Here is a 17,834-nt window from a genome sequence, read left to right as displayed (position 1 = left end):
TGTAGCGGGCGGCCCCCCCGCGCGCGCGGCCCGGGGGCGCCCCCCCCGGGGGGGGGTGTCCCTATGGGTTTCGTCAAGCGGGGACGGGGCTGGTGGGGCGTGGTTGGTAGGGGATCTTGTCGCGGAGCATGGCGTAGAGGACGTCGCAGCGGCGTCGGGCGAGGCAGATGAGGGCGGCGTTGTGGCGTTTGCCTTCGGCGCGTTTGCGGTCGTAGTAGGCGCGGCTGACCGGGTCGGCGAGGGCAGCGAACGCGGCGAGGAAGAACGCCCGTTTGAGCCGCTTGTTGCCACCTCGGGGTGGATGCTCCCCACGGATGCTGCTGCCGGATCGTCGGGTGACGGGGGCGAGACCGGCGTAGGCGGCGAGGTGGCCAGGCGTGGCGAAGGCGGTGCCGTCGCCGACTTCGAGCAGGATCCGGGCTGCGGTCCTGACGCCGATGCCGGGCATCGAGGTCAGGACCGAGGCGAGAGGGTGCGCATCAAGCATCCTTTCGACCTCGCCGGCGACCTGGTCGCGTTGCCGCAGGACATCTCGGAGGCTGTCGGCGAGGCGAGGCAGAATCGTCTCCGCGGCCTGGGTGCCGGGGACGGTGACGGTCTGCTCGTCGAGTGCGGCCATGATCTGCTCGATGAGGCGGTCGCCCATGCGTGGGGCGTGAGGTCCGGCGATGGACAGCAGTTTGCGGCGGCCAGCCTTACGCAGCCCAGCCGGACCGCCGCAACGGGACAGCAATTCCAGGACTGCCTTGTGATGCACCTTCGGGCCGAGGACGCGCTCCAGGGCGGGGTGGATCTGAGTGAGCAGGCCACGGATCCGGTTGGACACGCGGGTCGCTTCGCCAGCGAGGTCGTCATCGAACCCGACCAAGACCTCCAGCTCCGCCAGCGCTTCGTCACCGACGTCGACCCGCCTGAGCGTGTGCGGCAGGGTGCGGGCGGCGTCGGCGATGACGTAGGCGTCCCGGGCATCGGTCTTCGCGTTGCCAGGGTGCAGGTCGGCGATGCGGCGCATCGCCAGCCCCGGCAGGTAGGCAACCTGATGACCGCACGCTCGGGCCACCGCGACCGGCAGGGCGCCGATCGAGGCAGGCTGGTCAACCACCACCAACACCGTGCCGTGACGGGACAACTTGTCGAACAACTGCCGAAGCCGGGCCTCGGTGTTCGGCAACGGCGCATCATGCAACCGTCTGCCGTCCGCAGCCAACCCGACCGCGTGGTGATCGCCCTTGCCGACGTCCAAGCCCAGGAAGACGCCGTAGCCGCCGTGCACCTGCCCGCCTCCACACCTCGTTGCCGCCTCGGCCGCAGTCAAGGGCGTCGGACTGCCGGCAGCCACGTTACGAAGAGACCTACTCCAACACGGGTGGCCGTGTCCCTATCAGCGGTCCGCCGACGCCACCCGACCCGGCGACAACACCCCCCGGATCATCCGAACGACAGGGGCAGGCAGTCATACCGGGCCGGGCGACCGAGGGTCCCCGGCTGGGGACGATCAAAAAGGTAACGGGCGGGCAGGCCGTCCGGTCCCGGCGCGACGGCCGCACGGCCTGCGCGGCCCCGTGCTCAGAAGTCGTCGTCGAAAGCCACCGTGCCGCTCACCCCGACCTGGTACGCCGACACGCGCCGCTCGAAGAAGTTCGACAGCTCCTGGACGTCCTGCAACTCCATGAACGCGAACGGGTTGGTCGACCCGTAGTGGGCGGGGATGCCGAGCTGCGCGAGCCGCCGGTCGGCGACATGTTGCAGGTACTCGCGCATGTCGGCCAGGGACAGCCCGGGCACACCCTGGCCGAGCAGGTCCTCGGCGAACTGGACCTCGCACTCGACGGCCTCGGCGAGCATCTGCCGCACCTGAGCGGCCAGCTCGTCGTCGAACAGGTCCGGCTCCTCCCTACGGACCGTCTCCACCACGTCGAAGGCGAAGGCCATGTGCATGGACTCGTCGCGGAACACCCAGTTGGTGCCGGACGCCAGGCCGTGCAGCAGCCCCCGGGAGCGCAGGAAGTAGACGTAGGCGAAGGCGCCGTAGAAGAACAGCCCCTCGATGCAGGCGGCGAAGCAGATCAGGTTGAGCAGGAAGGCCCGCCGGTCCTCCCGGGTACGCAGCTGGCGCAGCTCGCCCAGCGAGTCGATCCAGCGGAAGCAGAACTCGGCCTTGCGCCGGATCGACGGGATGTTCTCGATGGCGGCGAACGCGGCGAAGCGCTCGGCCTCGTCGGGCACGTACGTGTCGAGCAGGTTGAGGTAGAACTGGACGTGCACGGCCTCCTCAAACAGCTGCCGGGACAGGTAGAGCCGGCCCTCCGGGGAGTTGACGTGCTGGTAGAGGTTGAGCACGAGGTTGTTGGCGACGATGGTGTCGCCGGTGGCGAAGAACGCGACGAGGCGGCTGACCAGGTGCCGCTCGGCCGGGGAGAGCCGGTCGAGGTCGGCGAGGTCGGCGTGCAGGTCGACCTCCTCCACCGTCCACGTGTTGCGGATGGCGTCGCGGAACCGGTCGAAGAAGTGCGGGTAGCGCATCGGGCGCAGGGTGAGATCCATCCCCGGGTCGAGCAGCATGTGGACGGTCCTCGGTTCGCTGGTGGTCTGGGTGGTCACTGGCAGGCCTCGCACGACTCGGGGTTCTCCAGGGAGCAGGCCAGCGCCTCGTCGACGGTCGCCACCGGCGCGACGACGCCGGCGGCACGGGCCGGCCCGACGGGTGCGACGGTGGCCTGCTGGATCCGGGTGGCCGGCCGGGAACGCAGGTAGTACGTCGTCTTCAACCCGGCCTTCCAGGCGTACAGGTACATCGAGGAGAGCTTGCCGATCGTCGGCGCGGCCAGGAACAGGTTCAGCGACTGCGACTGGTCGATGTACGGGGCGCGGGCCGCGGCCAGGTCGATCAACGCCCGCTGCGGCAGCTCCCACGCGGTACGGAACAGCTCCCGCACCTCGGCTGGCAGTTCCGCGACGTCCTGCACGGAGCCCTCGGCGCGCTTGATCGCCGAACGGATCCGCTCCGTCCACAGGCCCCGGGCCTTCAACTCGCGTACGAGGGCGGTGTTGACCTGGAGGAACTCCCCCGACAGGGTCTCGCGCTTGAACAGGTTGGACACCTGCGGCTCGATGCACTCGTAACAGCCGGCGATCGAGGCGATGGTGGCGGTCGGCGCGATCGCCACGAGCAGCGAGTTGCGCAGCCCGTACGCGGCGACGCGCTCACGCAGCGCGGCCCACCGTGCCGTCTGGGTGCCCGTGACGCCCCACAGGTCGGGTTGCAGCTGCCCGCGCGCCGCCCGGGTCTGCCCGTACGCCGGGTGGGCGCCCGAGCGTCGCGCCAGGTCGGCGGAGGTCTCCAGGGCGGTCAGGTACAGCTCCTCGCTGATCCGGGTGGACAGCTCCCGGGCGGCCTGCGAGTCGAACGGCAGCCGCAGCGCGAAGAACACGTCCTGCAGGCCCATCAGGCCGAGTCCGACGGGCCGCCAGCGGGGGTTGCTCGCCGCCGCCTGCGCCGTCGGGTAGTAGTTGATGTCGATGACCCGGTCGAGGTACGTCACGGCGGTGCGGACGGTGGCGCGCAGCCGCTCCCAGTCGATGCCGTCCGCGCCCAGGTGGGCGGCGAGGTTGACCGAGCCGAGGTTGCACACGGCGGTCTCGGCGTCGCTGGAGACCTCGACGATCTCGGTGCACAGGTTGGACAGGTGCACCACGTTGCCCGCCTCGGCGGTCTGGTTGCACAGCCGGTTCGCGGCGTCCTTGAACGTCATCCACCCGTTGCCGGTCTGGGCGAGGGTGCGCATCATCCGCCCGTACAGCTCCCTTGCCGGGACCTGCCGCACGTAGCGGCCCTGCTCCTCGGCGGCCCGGTACGCCGCGTCGAACTCCTCGCCCCACAGGTCCGGCAACTCCGGCACCACGTCGGGGTCGAACAGCGACCACATCCCGTCGGACTCCACCCGCCGCATGAACTCGTCCGGGATCCAGTTGGCCAGGTTGAGGTTGTGGGTGCGCCGGGCGTCCTCGCCGGTGTTGTCGCGCAGTTGGAGGAACTCCTCGACGTCCGGGTGCCACGGCTCCAGGTAGACGCAGGCCGCGCCCTTGCGCCGGCCGCCCTGGTTGACCGCCGCCACCGAGGCGTCCAGCGTCCGCAGCCACGGCACGATCCCGTTGGACTGCCCGTTGGTGCCCCTGATCAGCGCGCCCCGGGAGCGCACCCGGGAGAACGCGATGCCGATGCCCCCGGCGAACTTCGACAGGTTCGCCACCTGCGCGTACCGCTGGTAGATCGAGTCGAGTTCGTCGCGCGGGGAGTCGACCAGGTAGCAGGAGGACATCTGGGTGTGCCGGGTGCCGGAGTTGAACAGCGTCGGCGAACTCGGCAGGTACGCCAGGCTCGACATCAACCGGTAGAACTCGATCGCCTCGTCCGGTGCCTGCGACAGGCCGCAGGACACGCGCAGCAGCCAGTACTGCGGGGTCTCCAGCACCAGCCGGCTCGTCGGGTGGCGCAGCAGGTAACGGTCGTAGACCGTACGCAGCCCGAAGTACTCGAAGCGCAGGTCGCCGCGCGGGTCGACGGCGGCGTCGAGGGCGCCGGCGTGGGCGGCGACGAAGGCCGCGGTGTCGTCGCCGATCAGGCCCTCGGCGTGCCCGTGCCGGATCGCCTCGCTGAAGGAGCCGATGCCCTGCCGGCGGACCTCCTTGTCGACGTACCCGGCCAGCAGGCGGGCGGCCAGCCGCGAGTACTGCGGCTCCTCACCGATCATCTCCGCAGCGGTCTGGATGGACAGCCGGTCCAGTTCGGCGGTCGTCGCCCCGTCGTACAGGCCGCTGATCGTCCTGGTCGCCACCCGCAGCGGGTCGACGTCGGCGAGGTCGTCGGCCCACCGCTCGACCGCGCGGACGATCCGGTTGACGTCGACCGCCTCGGTGCCGCCGTCGCGCTTGCGGACCCGCATCTGCGGTCGCCGCTGGCCCACCACGGCCGCATCGTCGGCCGGAAAAACCTCGGTGACTGTCACCACTCACTCCTCGCGAGCCTTGATCCCAGACGGATTTCCTGGGCACGCGGGGAGCGGACACCGACGACGACGCGCGGCAGGGCAACGCGTCGGGATGGCGTCGGCCGTCCCACGCGGCCTCGGACCGCCACACACCCGGAAGCGGGCGTACGGCGCACTGGCAGGTCTTCGGACTCGCGGGCGCGACCGGACTCGCCGGTCTCCTACTGGCCGTCGCTTCCCAGGCCGCTGGCGGCCCAGTGCTGATGACGGCGGTCGTTCCCACTCACCGCTGCGGGGCAGTCCCGGATTCCCACCGGGTTCCCTCTTGCCTCGACCACTCCGGATGAGCGGGCGAACCAGCTGCGCCGACACCATATATAGGGTTGGCGCCGTTGTCACACCCCACATGTCGGTCCCGGGCGTGTCGTCGGCGGCGCGGGTCACGCCCGTCGATCGCCAGCCAGAAGCCCACGTCGATGCACCGACCCGCGCACCGGCGCACCAGTGGCGCTCTCTGGCTGCGGCGCCCCGCAAACGGTGATCAGGACGCCATGGACCCTAAAGCCGCAGGGTCACGTCCATGGCGTCCTGATCACGTTCGGGTGGATCTGTCGCGCTGGTGGCGGTGGAGGAGGGCCGCGAGGCGTGGCGCGGCGACGCCTGCCGAACGCCCGGCCTCAGCCCGACCGCAGCTCAGCAGCGTTACTAGACCCGGGTGACCCGGACGGCGTCGGCCACCACGTAGCCGGTGGTGCTGGTCCAGCGGCTGACCGCGACCAGGTTCCGGTCCCCGGCGGCCAGCCCGAAGGTGCCCAGCGAGCGCCAGACGCCGCCGCTGGAGCGCTGGTCCACGTTGACCGTGCGGTTGCCCGAGGCGGTGACGACGACGTGCGGGGCCGAACTGTTGTAGCCGGGGTCGGCCGGGTGCCGCACCTCGACGCGGTAGTTGCCGGCCGCCGGAATGTTCACCTTGAACCAGGCGGAGTCGCTGGCCAGAGTGGGGTTGGCGAAGCGGTAGTCGGCCCCGTAGCGCTGGGCGGAGTACGAGGAGGTGCCCCAGTTGGTGCTCGCCGTGAACCGCCCCGCCGTGGTGTTGTCCACGATGGTGCTGAACGTGGGCGGGTTGGGCGCGCTCAGGCCGAGGTAGGCGGCGATGCCCTCGGCGTGGCCACGGGCGGTGGCGGTGATGAAGTCGGCGCGCTTGAGCAGGTTCGAGTCGGCGACGGAGTCGATGAAGAGGTTCTCGGTCAGCACCGCGGGCATGGCCGACTCGCGCAGCATGTGGAAGTTCGCGGTCTTCAGCCCCCGATCGGTGACCCCGCCGATCGTCCGCATGCCACCGATCACCCTCGGGTGCAGGGCGTTGTGCAGATTGACGGTGGCGGCGTCCGACGTCGGGTACCGGTAGCTCTCGAAGCCGGTGCCACCGCCGGAGTTGATGTGCACGCTCACCAGCAGGTTCGCGCCCCACGCGTTGGCGTCGTCGGTGCGGTACGCCAGGCTGCGGGTGATGTCGGTCGTGCGGGACATCCGGACGTCGACGGCCCAGTTGGCCAGCAGAATGTTGCGCAGTTGCAGGGAGATGTCGAGCGTCAGGGCCTTCTCCTGCAGCCCGTTGCCGACCGCGCCGGGGTCGGTGCCGCCGTGGCCCGGGTCGATGTAGACCTTCGGCAGCGCCGCCCACGCGGGGCCGGCGACCATGGGGACGGCCGCGGCACCGGCGACGGCCGCAAGGAGGGTACGCCGCCGCAGCGTCCGGTTGTCGAACATGTGCACCTCGTCATCGGGAGAGATCGACAGTGCCCGCAATATAGTGGCAGATCGATCCCTGATGAAAGATGTCTACGCTAACTGATCTGGACTTCGAAGGTTTCCTCCCCGAGGGTCGCCGCGCCGTCACCACCGGCGATCGAGGGTCCACGCCATCGTCGGACGCGCTCAGGTCAGGGCACAGCCGGACCCGCAGTACGGGCAGAACGCGCGCTTGGCGTTCGACGTCACCTCGACGTCGCACCGTGCACAACGGCCGTTCTCCCACAGCCCCTGGTCGATCCCGAGTCCACCGTCGTAGTAGTCACGGTCGGGCCAGGCGACCAGTTCCACGTCGAGACCCGGCTCGTCCTCGTAGTCGGTGACAGCGGCCAGGGTCAACGTCGTGCGTACGCCGTACTGGTCCTCGGTGAAGTGCGGCAGCACACGCCGCAGGACATCTACGAGTTCACGAACCGGCAGCGCCATCAGCTGCTCGGCGAGACGTTCACGATCCTCGTCGGTGGACACGCGACCGACCATACGTCTCCGCGCACCGCCGCCGCCGGCCGCGTAGATCCCGGTCCACCCAACAGACCGGACGACGAGAAGTGATCTACGGTGCCGCGGCTCAGCACACCGACGCCCGCCACTTGGCGTTGTATTGATCGAGAGTGAAAGGCATAGCAGGTCAACACGGAAGAGATACCCCTGAGCTGCCCTTTCGTTGATGGTCGGCGGTCAACGTTCGCTGCTTCTGGTCCACCTCTGACGACCTGGAAACGGCATGATTCTTGGGGCTCGCCCCAGGCTCCAACCCCTCGCCTGTAAGAAGTGAGCGCGTTGTCCGGCAGAGCCGTCCCCGTTTTCGGCCTCGGACGGCTGTCCGCGTTCGACAGTCGGTTGCCGCCCTCGTCTCGGCCCGTTGCTGTCAACAGCAACAGGGAGCCGGGCGCCCCCTATAATTGATCATGATTGAACCGGGATTCGAGGGTCCTGCCGTCCTGGCTGGCTCAGTAACCCCGGACCAGCCGACGGTACTTGCGGCGGACACGCCCGGTACCCTGGTCCGGTTGTGCTGGGCAATGGAGAACCAATGGAACTCGGTTCAGCCTGCGCAACTCGTCGGCGTCCAACCCGATCGTCATCCGGTTAGTCACTCAAGCGTTTGCTTGCGGCTCTGTTCCCTCACCTCTGCCGCGCAACTGAGCAACGACCTAGCCAGCGCCTCCGCCCGGTCCGCCGACAACCACAACGAGCCGTGTGGCACGTCGTCATCGGGACCGGCCAACCCTTCCGTCAGAGTCTCCGCTGGCACTTCGACGTCAAGTCGAACGAAATGATGCCCCCTGCTGTAGTCGACGAAGGCATCCAGGTACCGGTCATCATCGAAGGTCACCGCCGCATGCTGCCACGACAGCGATGCCACCTCACCCCTCAGCCTCGACCGCTTCGTCCGAAAGGTCGATGAGCTGCGAGAAAGCGAAACTCGCACTACGGCGTACCGGGTACGCGTCACTTGGCGTTGAAGTAGCTCGCCTCCGGGTGGTGCACCACGATCGCGTCCGTCGCCTGCTCCGGCATCAGCTGGAACTCCTCCGACAACTGCACACCGATCCGCTCCGCACCCAGCAGCTCCACGATCTTCGCCCGGTCCTCCAGGTCCGGGCAGGCCGGGTAGCCGAACGCGTACCGGCAGCCCCGGTAGTCGGTGCGCAGCAGACCCGCCAGGTCCGCCGGGTCGTCGTCGGCCACCGTACGGCCGCCCGGCAGGGTCAGCTCGGCGCGGATCCGGCGGTGCCAGTACTCCGCGAGGGCCTCGGTGAGCTGTACGGACAGCCCGTGCACCTCCAGGTAGTCGCGGTACTCGTTGCGGGCGAACATCTTCGCCGTGTACTCGCTGATCGGCTGCCCCACGGTGACCAGTTGCAACGCCACCACGTCCAGCTCGTCGCCGCGCGGGCGGAAGAAGTCGGCCAGGCAGAGCCGCCGCTCCTGCCGCTGCCGGGGGAAGGAGAACCGCGCCCGCTCGGAGTGCCCGTTCTCGTCCAGCACCACCAGGTCGTTGCCCTCGGCGTACGCCGGGAAGTAGCCGTACACCACGGCCGCCTCCAGCACCTGGTCGGCGATCAGCCGGTCCAGCCAGTAGCGCAGCCGGGGCCGGCCCTCGGTCTCCACCAGCTCCTCGTAGGACGGTCCCTGCCCGCTGCGGGCGCCCCGCAGGCCCCACTGCCCGAGGAAGGTGGCCCGCTCGTCGAGCAGCGCCGCGTAGTCGGCCAGCGGCACGCCCTTGACCACCCGGGTGCCCAGGAACGGCGCGGCGGGCACCTCCACGTCGGTGGCCACGTCGGAGCGCACCGAGGCGTCGTCCAGCTCCGGCAACGACTCGCTGACGATCGCCCGCTGCCGCTCGCGGCGCGCCCGCCGGGCCGCCAGGGCCGCCTCCCGCTCCGCGTCGATCACGGGCGCCCCGCCGCGCTTGGCCGTCATCACCCGGTCCATCAGCGACAGTCCCTCGAAGGCGTCCCGGGCGTAGTGCACCTGGCCGGGGAACATCGCCCGCAGGTCGTCCTCGACGTACGCCCGGGTCAGCGCCGCGCCGCCCAGCAGCACCGGCCAGCGCTCCGCGACCCCGCGCGACGCCATCTCGGCGAGGTTCTCCTTCATGATCACCGTGCTCTTGACCAGCAGGCCGGACATGCCGATCGCGTCGGCCCGGTGCTGCTCGGCGGCCTCCAGGATCGCGTTGATCGGCTGCTTGATGCCGATGTTGACGACCTCGTAGCCGTTGTTGGACAGGATGATGTCCACCAGGTTCTTGCCGATGTCGTGCACGTCCCCGCGCACCGTGGCCAGCACGATGCGGCCCTTGCCGCCGTCCTCGGCGGTCTCCATGTGCGGTTCCAGGTACGCCACGGCGGTCTTCATCACCTCGGCGGACTGGAGCACGAACGGCAGCTGCATCTGACCGGAGCCGAACAGCTCGCCGACGACCTTCATGCCGTCGAGCAGGATGTCGTTGATGATGGACAGCGGGCTGCGCCCCTGCGCCATCGCCGCGTCCAGGTCGGCCTCCAGGCCGTTGCGCTCGCCGTCGATGATCCGCCGCTTGAGCCGCTCCTCCAGCGGCAGCGCGGCCAGCTCCTCCGCCCGCCCGGCCCGCGCCGACGCCGCGTCCACGCCCTCGAAGATCTCGATGAACCTCTGCACCGGGTCGTAGCCCTCGCGGCGGCGGTCGTAGACGAGGTCCAGCGCCGCCTCCCGCTGCGCGTCGGGGATCTTGTTGAACGGCAGGATCTTGCTGGCGTGCACGATGGCGCTGGTCAGGCCGGCCTCGCGGCACTCGTGCAGGAAGACCGAGTTGAGCACCTGCCGGGCCGCCGGGTTGAGTCCGAACGAGACGTTGGAGATGCCGAGGGTGAAGTTGACGCCCGGCCAGCGGCGGGCGATCTCGCGGATCGCCTCGATGGTCTCGATGCCGTCGCGCCGGGTCTCCTCCTGGCCGGTGGCGATCGGGAAGGTCAGCGCGTCGATCAGGATGTCCGCACGGTCCATCCCCCACCGCCCGGTGAGGTCGTCGATCAGCCGCCCCGCGACCCGCACCTTCCAGTCGGCGGTACGCGCCTGCCCCTCCTCGTCGATGAGCAGCGCCACCACGGCGGCGCCGTGCTCGCGGACGATGGGCATCACCCGGGCGTAGCGGGACTCCGGCCCGTCGCCGTCCTCGAAGTTGACCGAGTTGACCACGCACCGGCCGCCGAGCATCTCCAGGCCCGCCTCGACCACCGCCGGCTCGGTCGAGTCCAGCATGATCGGCAGGGTGGAGGCGGTGGCGAAGCGGCCGGCGAGTTCCCGCATGTCCTGGGTGCCGTCGCGGCCGACGTAGTCGACGCACAGGTCCAGCAGGTGCGAGCCGTCGCGGGCCTGGCTACGGGCGATCTCGACGCAGGCCCGCCAGTCGCCGGCGAGCATGGCCTCGCGGAACGCCTTGGAGCCGTTGGCGTTGGTGCGCTCCCCCACCATCAGCAGGGAGGCGTCCTGGGCGAACGGCACCGGGTGGTAGACCGACGAGACGCCGGCCTCGTGCCGCGGCTCGCGGGGTGCCGGGCGCGTGCCGTGCAGGCGCTCCGAGAGGACCCGGATGTGCTCGGGGGTGGTGCCGCAGCAGCCGCCCACCAGCGAGACGCCGTACTCGGTGACGAAGCGCTCCAGCGCGTCGGCCAACTCCACGGGGGTCAGCGGGAAGTACGCCCCGTCGGCGGTCAGCACCGGCAGGCCCGCGTTCGGCATCACCGACAGCGGAATCCGGGAGTGCCGGGACAGGTAGCGCAGGTGCTCGCCCATCTCGGCCGGCCCGGTCGAGCAGTTCAGCCCGATCAGGTCGACGCCCAGCGGCTCGATGGCCGCCAGCGCCGCCCCGATCTCGCTGCCCACCAGCATGGTGCCGGTGGTCTCCACGGCGACGTGGCAGATGATCGGCACCGTCCGGCCGAGCCGGGCCATGGCCCGCTTCGAGCCGACGACGGCGGCCTTGACCTGGAGCAGGTCCTGGCAGGTCTCCACGATCAGCGCGTCCGACCCGCCCTCGATCAGGCCCTCGGCGTTCTCCTGGTACGCGTCGCGCAGGGTCGCGTAGTCGGCGTGCCCCAGGGTGGGCAGCTTGGTGCCCGGACCGATCGAGCCCAGCACGAAGCGGGGCCGCTCGGGAGTGGCGTACGCGTCGGCGGCCTCCCGGGCGAGGCGGGCCCCGGCCTCGGAGAGCTCGCGGATGCGGTGCTGGATGTCGTACTCACCCAGGTTGGCCAGGTTGGCCCCGAAGGTGTTGGTCTCGACGCAGTCCGCGCCAGCGGCCAGGTACGCCTCGTGCACCCCGCGCACGACGTCCGGTCGGGTGGCGTTGAGGACCTCGTTGCAGCCCTCGTAGCCCTCGAAGTCGTCCAGGGTGAGGTCGGCCGCCTGCAGCATCGTGCCCATCGCGCCGTCGGCGATGAGAATCCGGTCTGCCAGTACGTCGAGCAATGAGGTCCGCACAGGATCAGGTTAGTGCCGTCGCCGGCCGATGGATTCCCCCGCACGTGCCTTCCCACATTGTGTCAGCGGGATCACGCTGTCCGGTTCATCGTGGTATGGCCGGCCGGAGCCGGGCTCGACCGGCGCGGCCGACGGGCCGCATCCCGCCCCGACACGTAGGCTGACGGACGTGAAGGACAACAGCGACAGCACCACGCCCGGCGGGCGGACGACCGGGTCCGGTCCCGGCGCCGCCCCCGACGAGCAGGGTGAGGTGACGGCGTGACCGAGTTCGACGGACTGCCGGTGCTGCGGTCCCCCGTGGCGATCGCCGCGTTCGAGGGCTGGAACGACGCCGCCGACGCCTCCACCGCCGCCGTCGAGCACCTGGAGCAGGTGTGGCAGGCCCGGCAGGTCACGGAGCTCGACCCGGAGGACTTCTACGACTTCCAGGTCAGCCGCCCCACGATCACGATGGCCGAGGGCGAGACCCGCCGGGTGGAGTGGCCGACGACGCGCTTCATGGTGGCCAGCCCCGAGGGCACCGAACGGGACGTCGTGCTGATCCGGGGCATCGAGCCGAGCATGCGGTGGCGCACCTTCTGCGAGCAGGTGCTGGAGATCTGCCACAGCCTGGAGGTCGAGCGGGTCGTCGTGCTCGGCGCGCTGCTGGCCGACGTGCCGTACACCCGGCCGCTGCCGATCAGCGGCAGCGCCTCCGACGCGGAGGCCGCCCAGCGCTACCAGCTCACCCCCACCCGCTACGACGGGCCGACCGGGATCGTCGGCGTGCTGCACGACGCCTGCAACAAGGCCGAGGTCGACGCCGTCTCGTTCTGGGTGCACGTGCCGCACTACGCCAACAACCCGCCCTGCCCGAAGGCCACCCTCGCACTGCTGCACCGGGTCGAGGAGGTGCTCGACCTGCCGGTGCCCATGGCCGACCTGGCCGAGGAGGCCGCCGAGTGGGAGCAGCGGGTGCGCAGCGCCGCCGAACAGGACGCCGAGCTCGGCGAGTACGTGCGCGAGCTGGAGGAACGCGTCGGCGACGCGGGCATCACCCCGCTGACGGGTGACGAGATCGCCCAGGAGTTCGAGAAGTACCTGCGCCGCCGCGGCGGCTCCGCCGGTCCCACGGCCGGCTCCTGGTAGCACTCTCCCCTGCCGCACCGGCCCCGGACGCGTGTCGTCCGGGGCCGGTCTTTTGCGTGTCCGGGGTGGCGCGGTCACCACCCCTAAGGCATCCTAGGAACCTAGCTGTCATCGAGGAGGCGGGTATGCAGATCAACCCGGGGGCGGCCGAGTTCCCGCACCGGCAGATCGCCGCGCAGCTGAAGACCCAGATCCGGCGCGGCGACTGGGCACCGGGCGAGCGGCTGCCGTCCATCCCGGCCATCGCCGAGATGTTCGGCGTGGCGAAGCAGACCGTGCAGCGCGCCGTCGACCAGTTGCGGGTCGAGGGCATCCTGATCACCAAGCCCGGCTCCGGGACGTACGTCCGAGGCACCCGGCGGCGGCTCAACCGGCTCTCCCGGGGCCGCTACGGTGGCTTCCGCGGCTACCACACGGACCTGGCCGCGCGGTACCGGCAGCAGCTCGTCTCCGTCGGCAGGGCCCCCGCCCCGCCGGAGGTGGCCGACGCGTTCGGGGTCGCCGACGGCACCGAGCTACTCTGCCGCCGCCACCTCGTGCGCACCGAGGACTCCCCCGTCGAGGTGGGCGCCTCGTGGTTCCTGCCCGCCGACACCGCCGGCACCTCGCTGGAGCGCGCCGAGGCGTTCGGCCGGCCGCTCTACCAGGAGGCCGAGGAGGCCACCGGCCGGCGGTACGTCTCCGCCACCGACACCATCAGCGCCCGCCAGCCCAGCCGGGATGAGGCCGAGATCCTCCAGATCCGCCCCGACACCCCGGTGCTGCACCTGCTGCACGTGGCCTACGACGGCCACCGCAAGCCGATCGAGGTCGCCCAGGCCACCTGGCCCGGCCCGGTCACCACGCTGACCGAGGAGTACAAGATCCCCGCCCCGGCCCCCGACCCCACCCCGGACCCGGGCCTCGTCCTCGGCTGACTGTCCCCTCCGCCCCACCCTCGCACCCCGCCCCGTCGATCATGCACTTCAGGTGGGCAACTACCGCCGTTACGCACCTTTTGCGAGGCACCACAACTGCATGATCGACGTCGCGAGGGGCGGGCCCACGGCGGGGCGGCGGACGAGGGTGAGGGGCGAGGGGGCGAGGGCGGGCGGCTGTCAGAGGCGGAGGCCGAGGAGGGCGTCCAGGGTGGCGGCGAAGAGGGCGGGGGCGGCCGGGTCGTCGGCGGTGCCGGCGAGGGTAGCCTCGGCCCACTTGTCGGCCAGCGCCAGGGCGCCCGGCGAGTCCAGGTCGTCGGCGAGGCGGGCGCGTACGCCGGCCAGGAACTCCTCGCCCGACGGGCCGGCGGGCGCGGCGGCGGCCCGCCGCCAGCGGGCCAGCCGCTCCAGCGACGTCGCGAGCAGCTCGTCGGTCCAGGCGCGGTCGGTGCGGTAGTGCCCTGAGAGCAGGGCCAGCCGGACCGCCATCGGGTCGACCTGGTCGGCGCGCAGCCGGGAGACGAAGACCAGGTTGCCCCGGGACTTCGACATCTTCTCGCCGTCGAGGCCGATCATGCCGGCGTGCACGTAGTGCTGCGCGAAGGGCGCGGCGCCCGTGAGCCGCTCGGCATGCGCGGCGGAGCACTCGTGGTGGGGGAAGATCAGGTCGTTGCCGCCGCCCTGCACGTCGATCCGGTCGCCGAGCAGGTTGAGCGCGATGACCGTGCACTCGATGTGCCAGCCGGGACGGCCGGCCCCCAGCTCGCCGCCCGGCCAGGACGGCTCGCCCTCGCGGGCGCCCCGCCACAGCAGCGGGTCGAGCGGGTCGCGCTTGCCGGCCCGGTCCGGGTCGCCCCCGCGCTCGGGGAAGATCTCCAGCATCTGCTCCCGGGTCAGGTTGGACTCGTAGCCGAAGCGGGAGGTGGCGGCGATGTCGAAGTAGACGTCGCCGGTGCCGTCCTCCAGGCGGTACGCGGCCCCGTCCTTGAGCAGCAGGAGGACCTTGTCGGCGATGTCGGGGATCGACTCCACCGCGCCGACGTAGTGCGCCGGCGGGATGATCCGCAGCGCCTCCATGTCCTCGCGGAACAGCGCGGTCTCCCGCATCGCCAGGACCTTCCAGTCCTCGCCGTCCCGCTCGGCCCGCTCCAGCAGCGGGTCGTCGATGTCGGTGACGTTCTGCACGTAGTGCACGTCCCGGCCGGCGTCCCGCCACACCCGCTGCACCAGGTCGAACGCGATCATGGTGGCGGCGTGGCCCAGGTGCGTGGCGTCGTACGGGGTGATGCCGCAGACGTACATGGTCGCGGTGCCGGCCGGATCGCTCGGGTGGGCGCCCTGCCGCGCCGAGTCGAACAACGACAGCGGCTGGCCCCTGCCCGGCAGCCGCGGCACCTCATGTCCCGCCCAAGAGTCCATGACCGTCAGCCTAACCAGCCGGCGCGGCGCGGCAGGCCCGGCCCACAGTGATCAACATGACAGCGCCGCGGGACGGACCGGGCGCGCTCACATGGGGGGCCAGGGCACCGCCGGCCAGTCCTGCGAGGGCTGCGGGAACAGGCCGGTGTGCCGCAGCCGGTCGACCCGGGCCGCCAGCTCGGCGACCTCCCGGATGGTCAGGTGCTCGGCCAGCTCGTCGCCGAGTGCCCCGGAAAGCTGGCCGGCGAGCGCGTCGAGCATCTCCACGGCGTCCGCCGGCAGCTGCCGCCCGGCCCAGCCCCAGAGCACCGTGCGCAGCTTCTCCTCGACGTGGAAGCTCACCCCGTGGTCGACGCCGTAGATCCGGTCGTCCGGACCGACCAGCACGTGCCCGCCCTTGCGGTCCGCGTTGTTGATCACCGCGTCGAGCACCGCGAGCCGGGCAAGCCGCGGATCGTCGGCGTGCGCCAGCGCGTACGGTGTGCCGTCGTCGTCGCGGGCCGCCGCGATCGGGAACCACCGGGGCGGCAGCGCGTCGGCCGGCACGAACCCGACCAGGGGCTCGGCCTCCTCCGGCTCGTCGATCCAGAGCTGACACGATCCCGGGCCGAACGGGCCGTCGCGCAGCACAGTCGGCGGCACCAGGTCCCAGCCGGAGGCCCGGGAGACCACGTACGCCGAGACCTCCCGGCCGGCCAGCGTGCCGTCCGGAAAGTCCCACAGCGGGCGCTCGCCCCGCACCGGCTTGTAGACGCAGCGGGCCGTCACCCCCTCGAGGGTCAGGATGCCGCGCAGGGTGGTGTTGGAGGCGTCGACGAGCCGCCCCTCCAGGTCGAGGTGGCCGTCACGCAGCAAGCGGAGCGCGGCCTCGCCGTCCTGTCGGGGCTGGAGATCCGACGACGTCACCGGTGATAGCCGTTGTGGCGCGGACAGAGATGACCGGCGGGATCGAGGGGCTGGCCGCAGAGCGGGCAGGGCGGCCGACCGGCGTTGACGACCCGCCGGGCCCGCTCGATGAACTGTCGGGTCGCCTCGGGGGTCAGCCGCACCCGGAGCCGGTCGAGGTCCTCGTCCGGCTCCTCGTCCTCGTCCTCGGCGTCCTCATCGTCGTCGTCGTCGTCGGGCTCGCCGAGCTCGACCTCGACCTCCGCCTCGCCCACGGCGATGGCCTCGATCACCACGGTCGCGGTGTCGACGTCGAACGCCAGCCCGAGCGTGCCGACCCGGAACTCCTCGTCGACGGGCGTGTCCAGCGGGTCGTTGTCGCCGACGGCGGCCACCGGTTCGGGCAGCTCCACCCCGAAGCGGCGCTGCGCCTCGGAGAGCAGCTCCTCGAGCTTCTCGGCCAGCAACGACACCTGGACCTTCTCCAGCGCGACGCTGACCAGCCGGCCACCGCCGCGCGCCTGGAGGAAGAACGCGCGCTCCCCCGGCGGCCCGACCGTCCCGGCGACGAACCGCTCCGGCGGCTCGAAGGCGTGCACCTGGTGGGTCATACCCACGACCCTATCCGGCGCGCCACAGCGCCGTGCACCCCACCGACGCGAATCGCCGTACCCCCGCCGCGCCCGGCACACCGTGTGCCGCACCCGGGCGTGGCGGCCGGCGAGACCCCGGGCCCGCGCCGCCGCGTGGTCGCGGACGGGATGCTCGGCCCGCACCGGCGCGCGGACTCCTCGTCGGCCGGGGCCGGCGTCGCCGACGGGACGGGCGTCGCGGACGGCCAGCGCGCCGCCGGACGCGCCGCCTTGCCGCGAGGCCGTGGGTCGGGGCGCCGCCGGCCGGTCACCGGCCCGCCCCCGCGCCGCCGCCGACCGGCGCGTCGGAGTCGCCCGCGCCGGCCGGCTTCGCCGCCCCCCGGCGCCGCTTGCGCGGCGGCGGCACCAGCCCGGCCAGGTCGCCGCCGGTGTCGTTGAGCCGCATCAGGAAGGGCCGCAGCGGCGTGTAGCGGATCGCCGTCACCGAGGCCGGGTCGGCCACGATCCGCTGGAACAGATCCAGGTGCACGCCGAGCGCGTCGGCCACGATCGCCTTGATCACGTCGCCGTGGCTGCACGCCAACCAGACGGCCTCCGGGCCGTGCTCGGCGGTGATCCGCGCGTCCCAGGTGCGTACGGCGGCGACCGCCCGCGCCGCCATCGCCGCCATCGCCTCGCCCTGGGGGAAGACCGCGGCGCTCGGGTGCTGCTGGACGACGGGCCAGAGCGGGTCCTTGGCCAGTTTCTTCAGCGGCTGCCCCTCCCAGGCCCCGTAGCCGCACTCGATCAGCCCCTCCTCCACCACCGGGGCGACCCCGGGCAGCGCCAGCTCCAGGGTCTGCCGGCAGCGGATCAGCGGGCTGGTCACCACCGCCGCGAGCGGCACCGCCCGCAGCCGCTCGCCGACCGCGCTCGCCTGGGCCCGGCCCGTGTCGTCCAGCTCGACGGGCTGGCGGCCGGCCAGCCCACCGTCCGCGTTCGCGGTCGTCCGGCCGTGTCGCAGAAGCAGAAGGGTCGCCACGGGACCACCCTATGACCTGTGTCCGGCCACGGGTTGCCTCCCCGGGTGCGCGGTAAGACCCACGCTCCCCCATCTCGGCCTTAGCGTCGGCGTCGGCGTC

At 71.6% G+C, this 17,834-nt stretch carries 13 protein-coding genes and 1 riboswitch; of the genes, 2 read left to right on the top strand and 11 right to left on the bottom strand.

What is annotated here, in order from left to right; all coding sequences use genetic code 11:
• Window positions 1-73 precede the first annotated feature (73 nt).
• The 7 genes from AB0B83_RS07805 to metH all read right to left on the bottom strand — a co-directional run bounded on the left by AB0B83_RS07805 (window position 74) and on the right by metH (window position 11,768).
• Entirely contained in the window at window positions 74-1,273 is a 1,200-nt protein-coding gene (locus AB0B83_RS07805) for an IS110 family transposase (protein WP_357577504.1), read from the bottom strand.
• 293 nt (window positions 1,274-1,566) lie between these two features.
• Window positions 1,567-2,562, bottom strand: coding sequence for a ribonucleotide-diphosphate reductase subunit beta (locus tag AB0B83_RS07800; RefSeq protein ID WP_357577512.1), 996 nt, complete (start codon window positions 2,560-2,562; stop codon window positions 1,567-1,569).
• 35 nt (window positions 2,563-2,597) lie between these two features.
• Entirely contained in the window at window positions 2,598-4,943 is a 2,346-nt protein-coding gene (locus AB0B83_RS07795) for a ribonucleoside-diphosphate reductase subunit alpha (protein WP_357577511.1), read from the bottom strand.
• 204 nt (window positions 4,944-5,147) lie between these two features.
• Window positions 5,148-5,364: riboswitch (cobalamin riboswitch) on the bottom strand.
• A gap of 329 nt (window positions 5,365-5,693) precedes the next feature.
• A complete protein-coding gene (locus AB0B83_RS07790; RefSeq protein ID WP_357577503.1) occupies window positions 5,694-6,758 on the bottom strand; it encodes an N-acetylmuramoyl-L-alanine amidase in 1,065 nt (354 codons plus the stop codon).
• Between the two features lie 168 nt (window positions 6,759-6,926).
• Entirely contained in the window at window positions 6,927-7,268 is a 342-nt protein-coding gene (locus AB0B83_RS07785) for a hypothetical protein (RefSeq protein WP_357577502.1), read from the bottom strand.
• A gap of 625 nt (window positions 7,269-7,893) precedes the next feature.
• Window positions 7,894-8,136, bottom strand: coding sequence for a hypothetical protein (locus AB0B83_RS07780; RefSeq protein ID WP_357577501.1), 243 nt, complete (start codon window positions 8,134-8,136; stop codon window positions 7,894-7,896).
• Window positions 8,137-8,252: 116 nt separating this feature from the next.
• Window positions 8,253-11,768, bottom strand: coding sequence for a methionine synthase (gene metH, locus AB0B83_RS07775; protein WP_357577500.1), 3,516 nt, complete (start codon window positions 11,766-11,768; stop codon window positions 8,253-8,255).
• 261 nt (window positions 11,769-12,029) lie between these two features.
• On the opposite strand from metH, the gene AB0B83_RS07770 reads away from it, so the two are divergent.
• Window positions 12,030-12,899, top strand: a complete 870-nt coding sequence (locus tag AB0B83_RS07770; RefSeq protein ID WP_101409578.1) for a PAC2 family protein — start codon at window positions 12,030-12,032, stop codon at window positions 12,897-12,899.
• A 125-nt stretch (window positions 12,900-13,024) separates the two neighbouring features.
• Entirely contained in the window at window positions 13,025-13,816 is a 792-nt protein-coding gene (locus tag AB0B83_RS07765; protein ID WP_357577499.1) for a GntR family transcriptional regulator, read from the top strand.
• Between the two features lie 180 nt (window positions 13,817-13,996).
• Here the strand turns inward: AB0B83_RS07765 and mshC are convergent, their stop codons facing one another.
• From mshC to AB0B83_RS07745, 4 genes are all read right to left on the bottom strand, one after another.
• On the bottom strand, window positions 13,997-15,235 hold the full coding sequence (mshC, locus tag AB0B83_RS07760; protein WP_357577498.1) for a cysteine--1-D-myo-inosityl 2-amino-2-deoxy-alpha-D-glucopyranoside ligase: 1,239 nt from the start codon (window positions 15,233-15,235) through the stop codon (window positions 13,997-13,999).
• An 87-nt stretch (window positions 15,236-15,322) separates the two neighbouring features.
• The gene (locus tag AB0B83_RS07755) at window positions 15,323-16,141 is read right to left on the bottom strand and encodes an SCO1664 family protein (RefSeq protein ID WP_357577497.1); all 819 of its coding nucleotides are present in this window, start codon (window positions 16,139-16,141) and stop codon (window positions 15,323-15,325) included.
• Window positions 16,138-16,731: a DUF3090 domain-containing protein gene (locus tag AB0B83_RS07750; protein ID WP_357577496.1), complete on the bottom strand. Its 594-nt coding sequence runs from the start codon at window positions 16,729-16,731 to the stop codon at window positions 16,138-16,140. The genes AB0B83_RS07755 and AB0B83_RS07750 overlap by 4 nt, the downstream gene beginning before the upstream one ends.
• Window positions 16,732-17,020: 289 nt before the next feature.
• A complete protein-coding gene (locus AB0B83_RS07745) occupies window positions 17,021-17,734 on the bottom strand; it encodes an MSMEG_4193 family putative phosphomutase (protein ID WP_357577495.1) in 714 nt (237 codons plus the stop codon).
• Window positions 17,735-17,834 lie beyond the last annotated feature (100 nt).

This window comes from Micromonospora sp. NPDC049060 (assembly GCF_040649055.1).
In the GTDB taxonomy this organism is placed as follows: domain Bacteria; phylum Actinomycetota; class Actinomycetes; order Mycobacteriales; family Micromonosporaceae; genus Micromonospora; species Micromonospora reichwaldensis.
This window is presented reverse-complemented; position numbering and strand designations above follow the sequence as displayed.

What these genes read in the sequence shown, in the direction of transcription:
- AB0B83_RS07800 (WP_357577512.1), bottom strand. Translation starts at nt 2,562, where the DNA reads ATGCTGCTCGACCCGGGGATGGATCTCACCCTGCGCCCGATGCGCTAC.
- AB0B83_RS07795 (WP_357577511.1), bottom strand. Translation starts at nt 4,943, where the DNA reads ATGCGGGTCCGCAAGCGCGACGGCGGCACCGAGGCGGTCGACGTCAAC.
- AB0B83_RS07790 (WP_357577503.1), bottom strand. Translation starts at nt 6,758, where the DNA reads ATGTTCGACAACCGGACGCTGCGGCGGCGTACCCTCCTTGCGGCCGTC.
- AB0B83_RS07765 (WP_357577499.1), top strand. Translation starts at nt 13,025, where the DNA reads ATGCAGATCAACCCGGGGGCGGCCGAGTTCCCGCACCGGCAGATCGCC.
- mshC (WP_357577498.1), bottom strand. Translation starts at nt 15,235, where the DNA reads ATGGACTCTTGGGCGGGACATGAGGTGCCGCGGCTGCCGGGCAGGGGC.
- AB0B83_RS07750 (WP_357577496.1), bottom strand. Translation starts at nt 16,731, where the DNA reads ATGACCCACCAGGTGCACGCCTTCGAGCCGCCGGAGCGGTTCGTCGCC.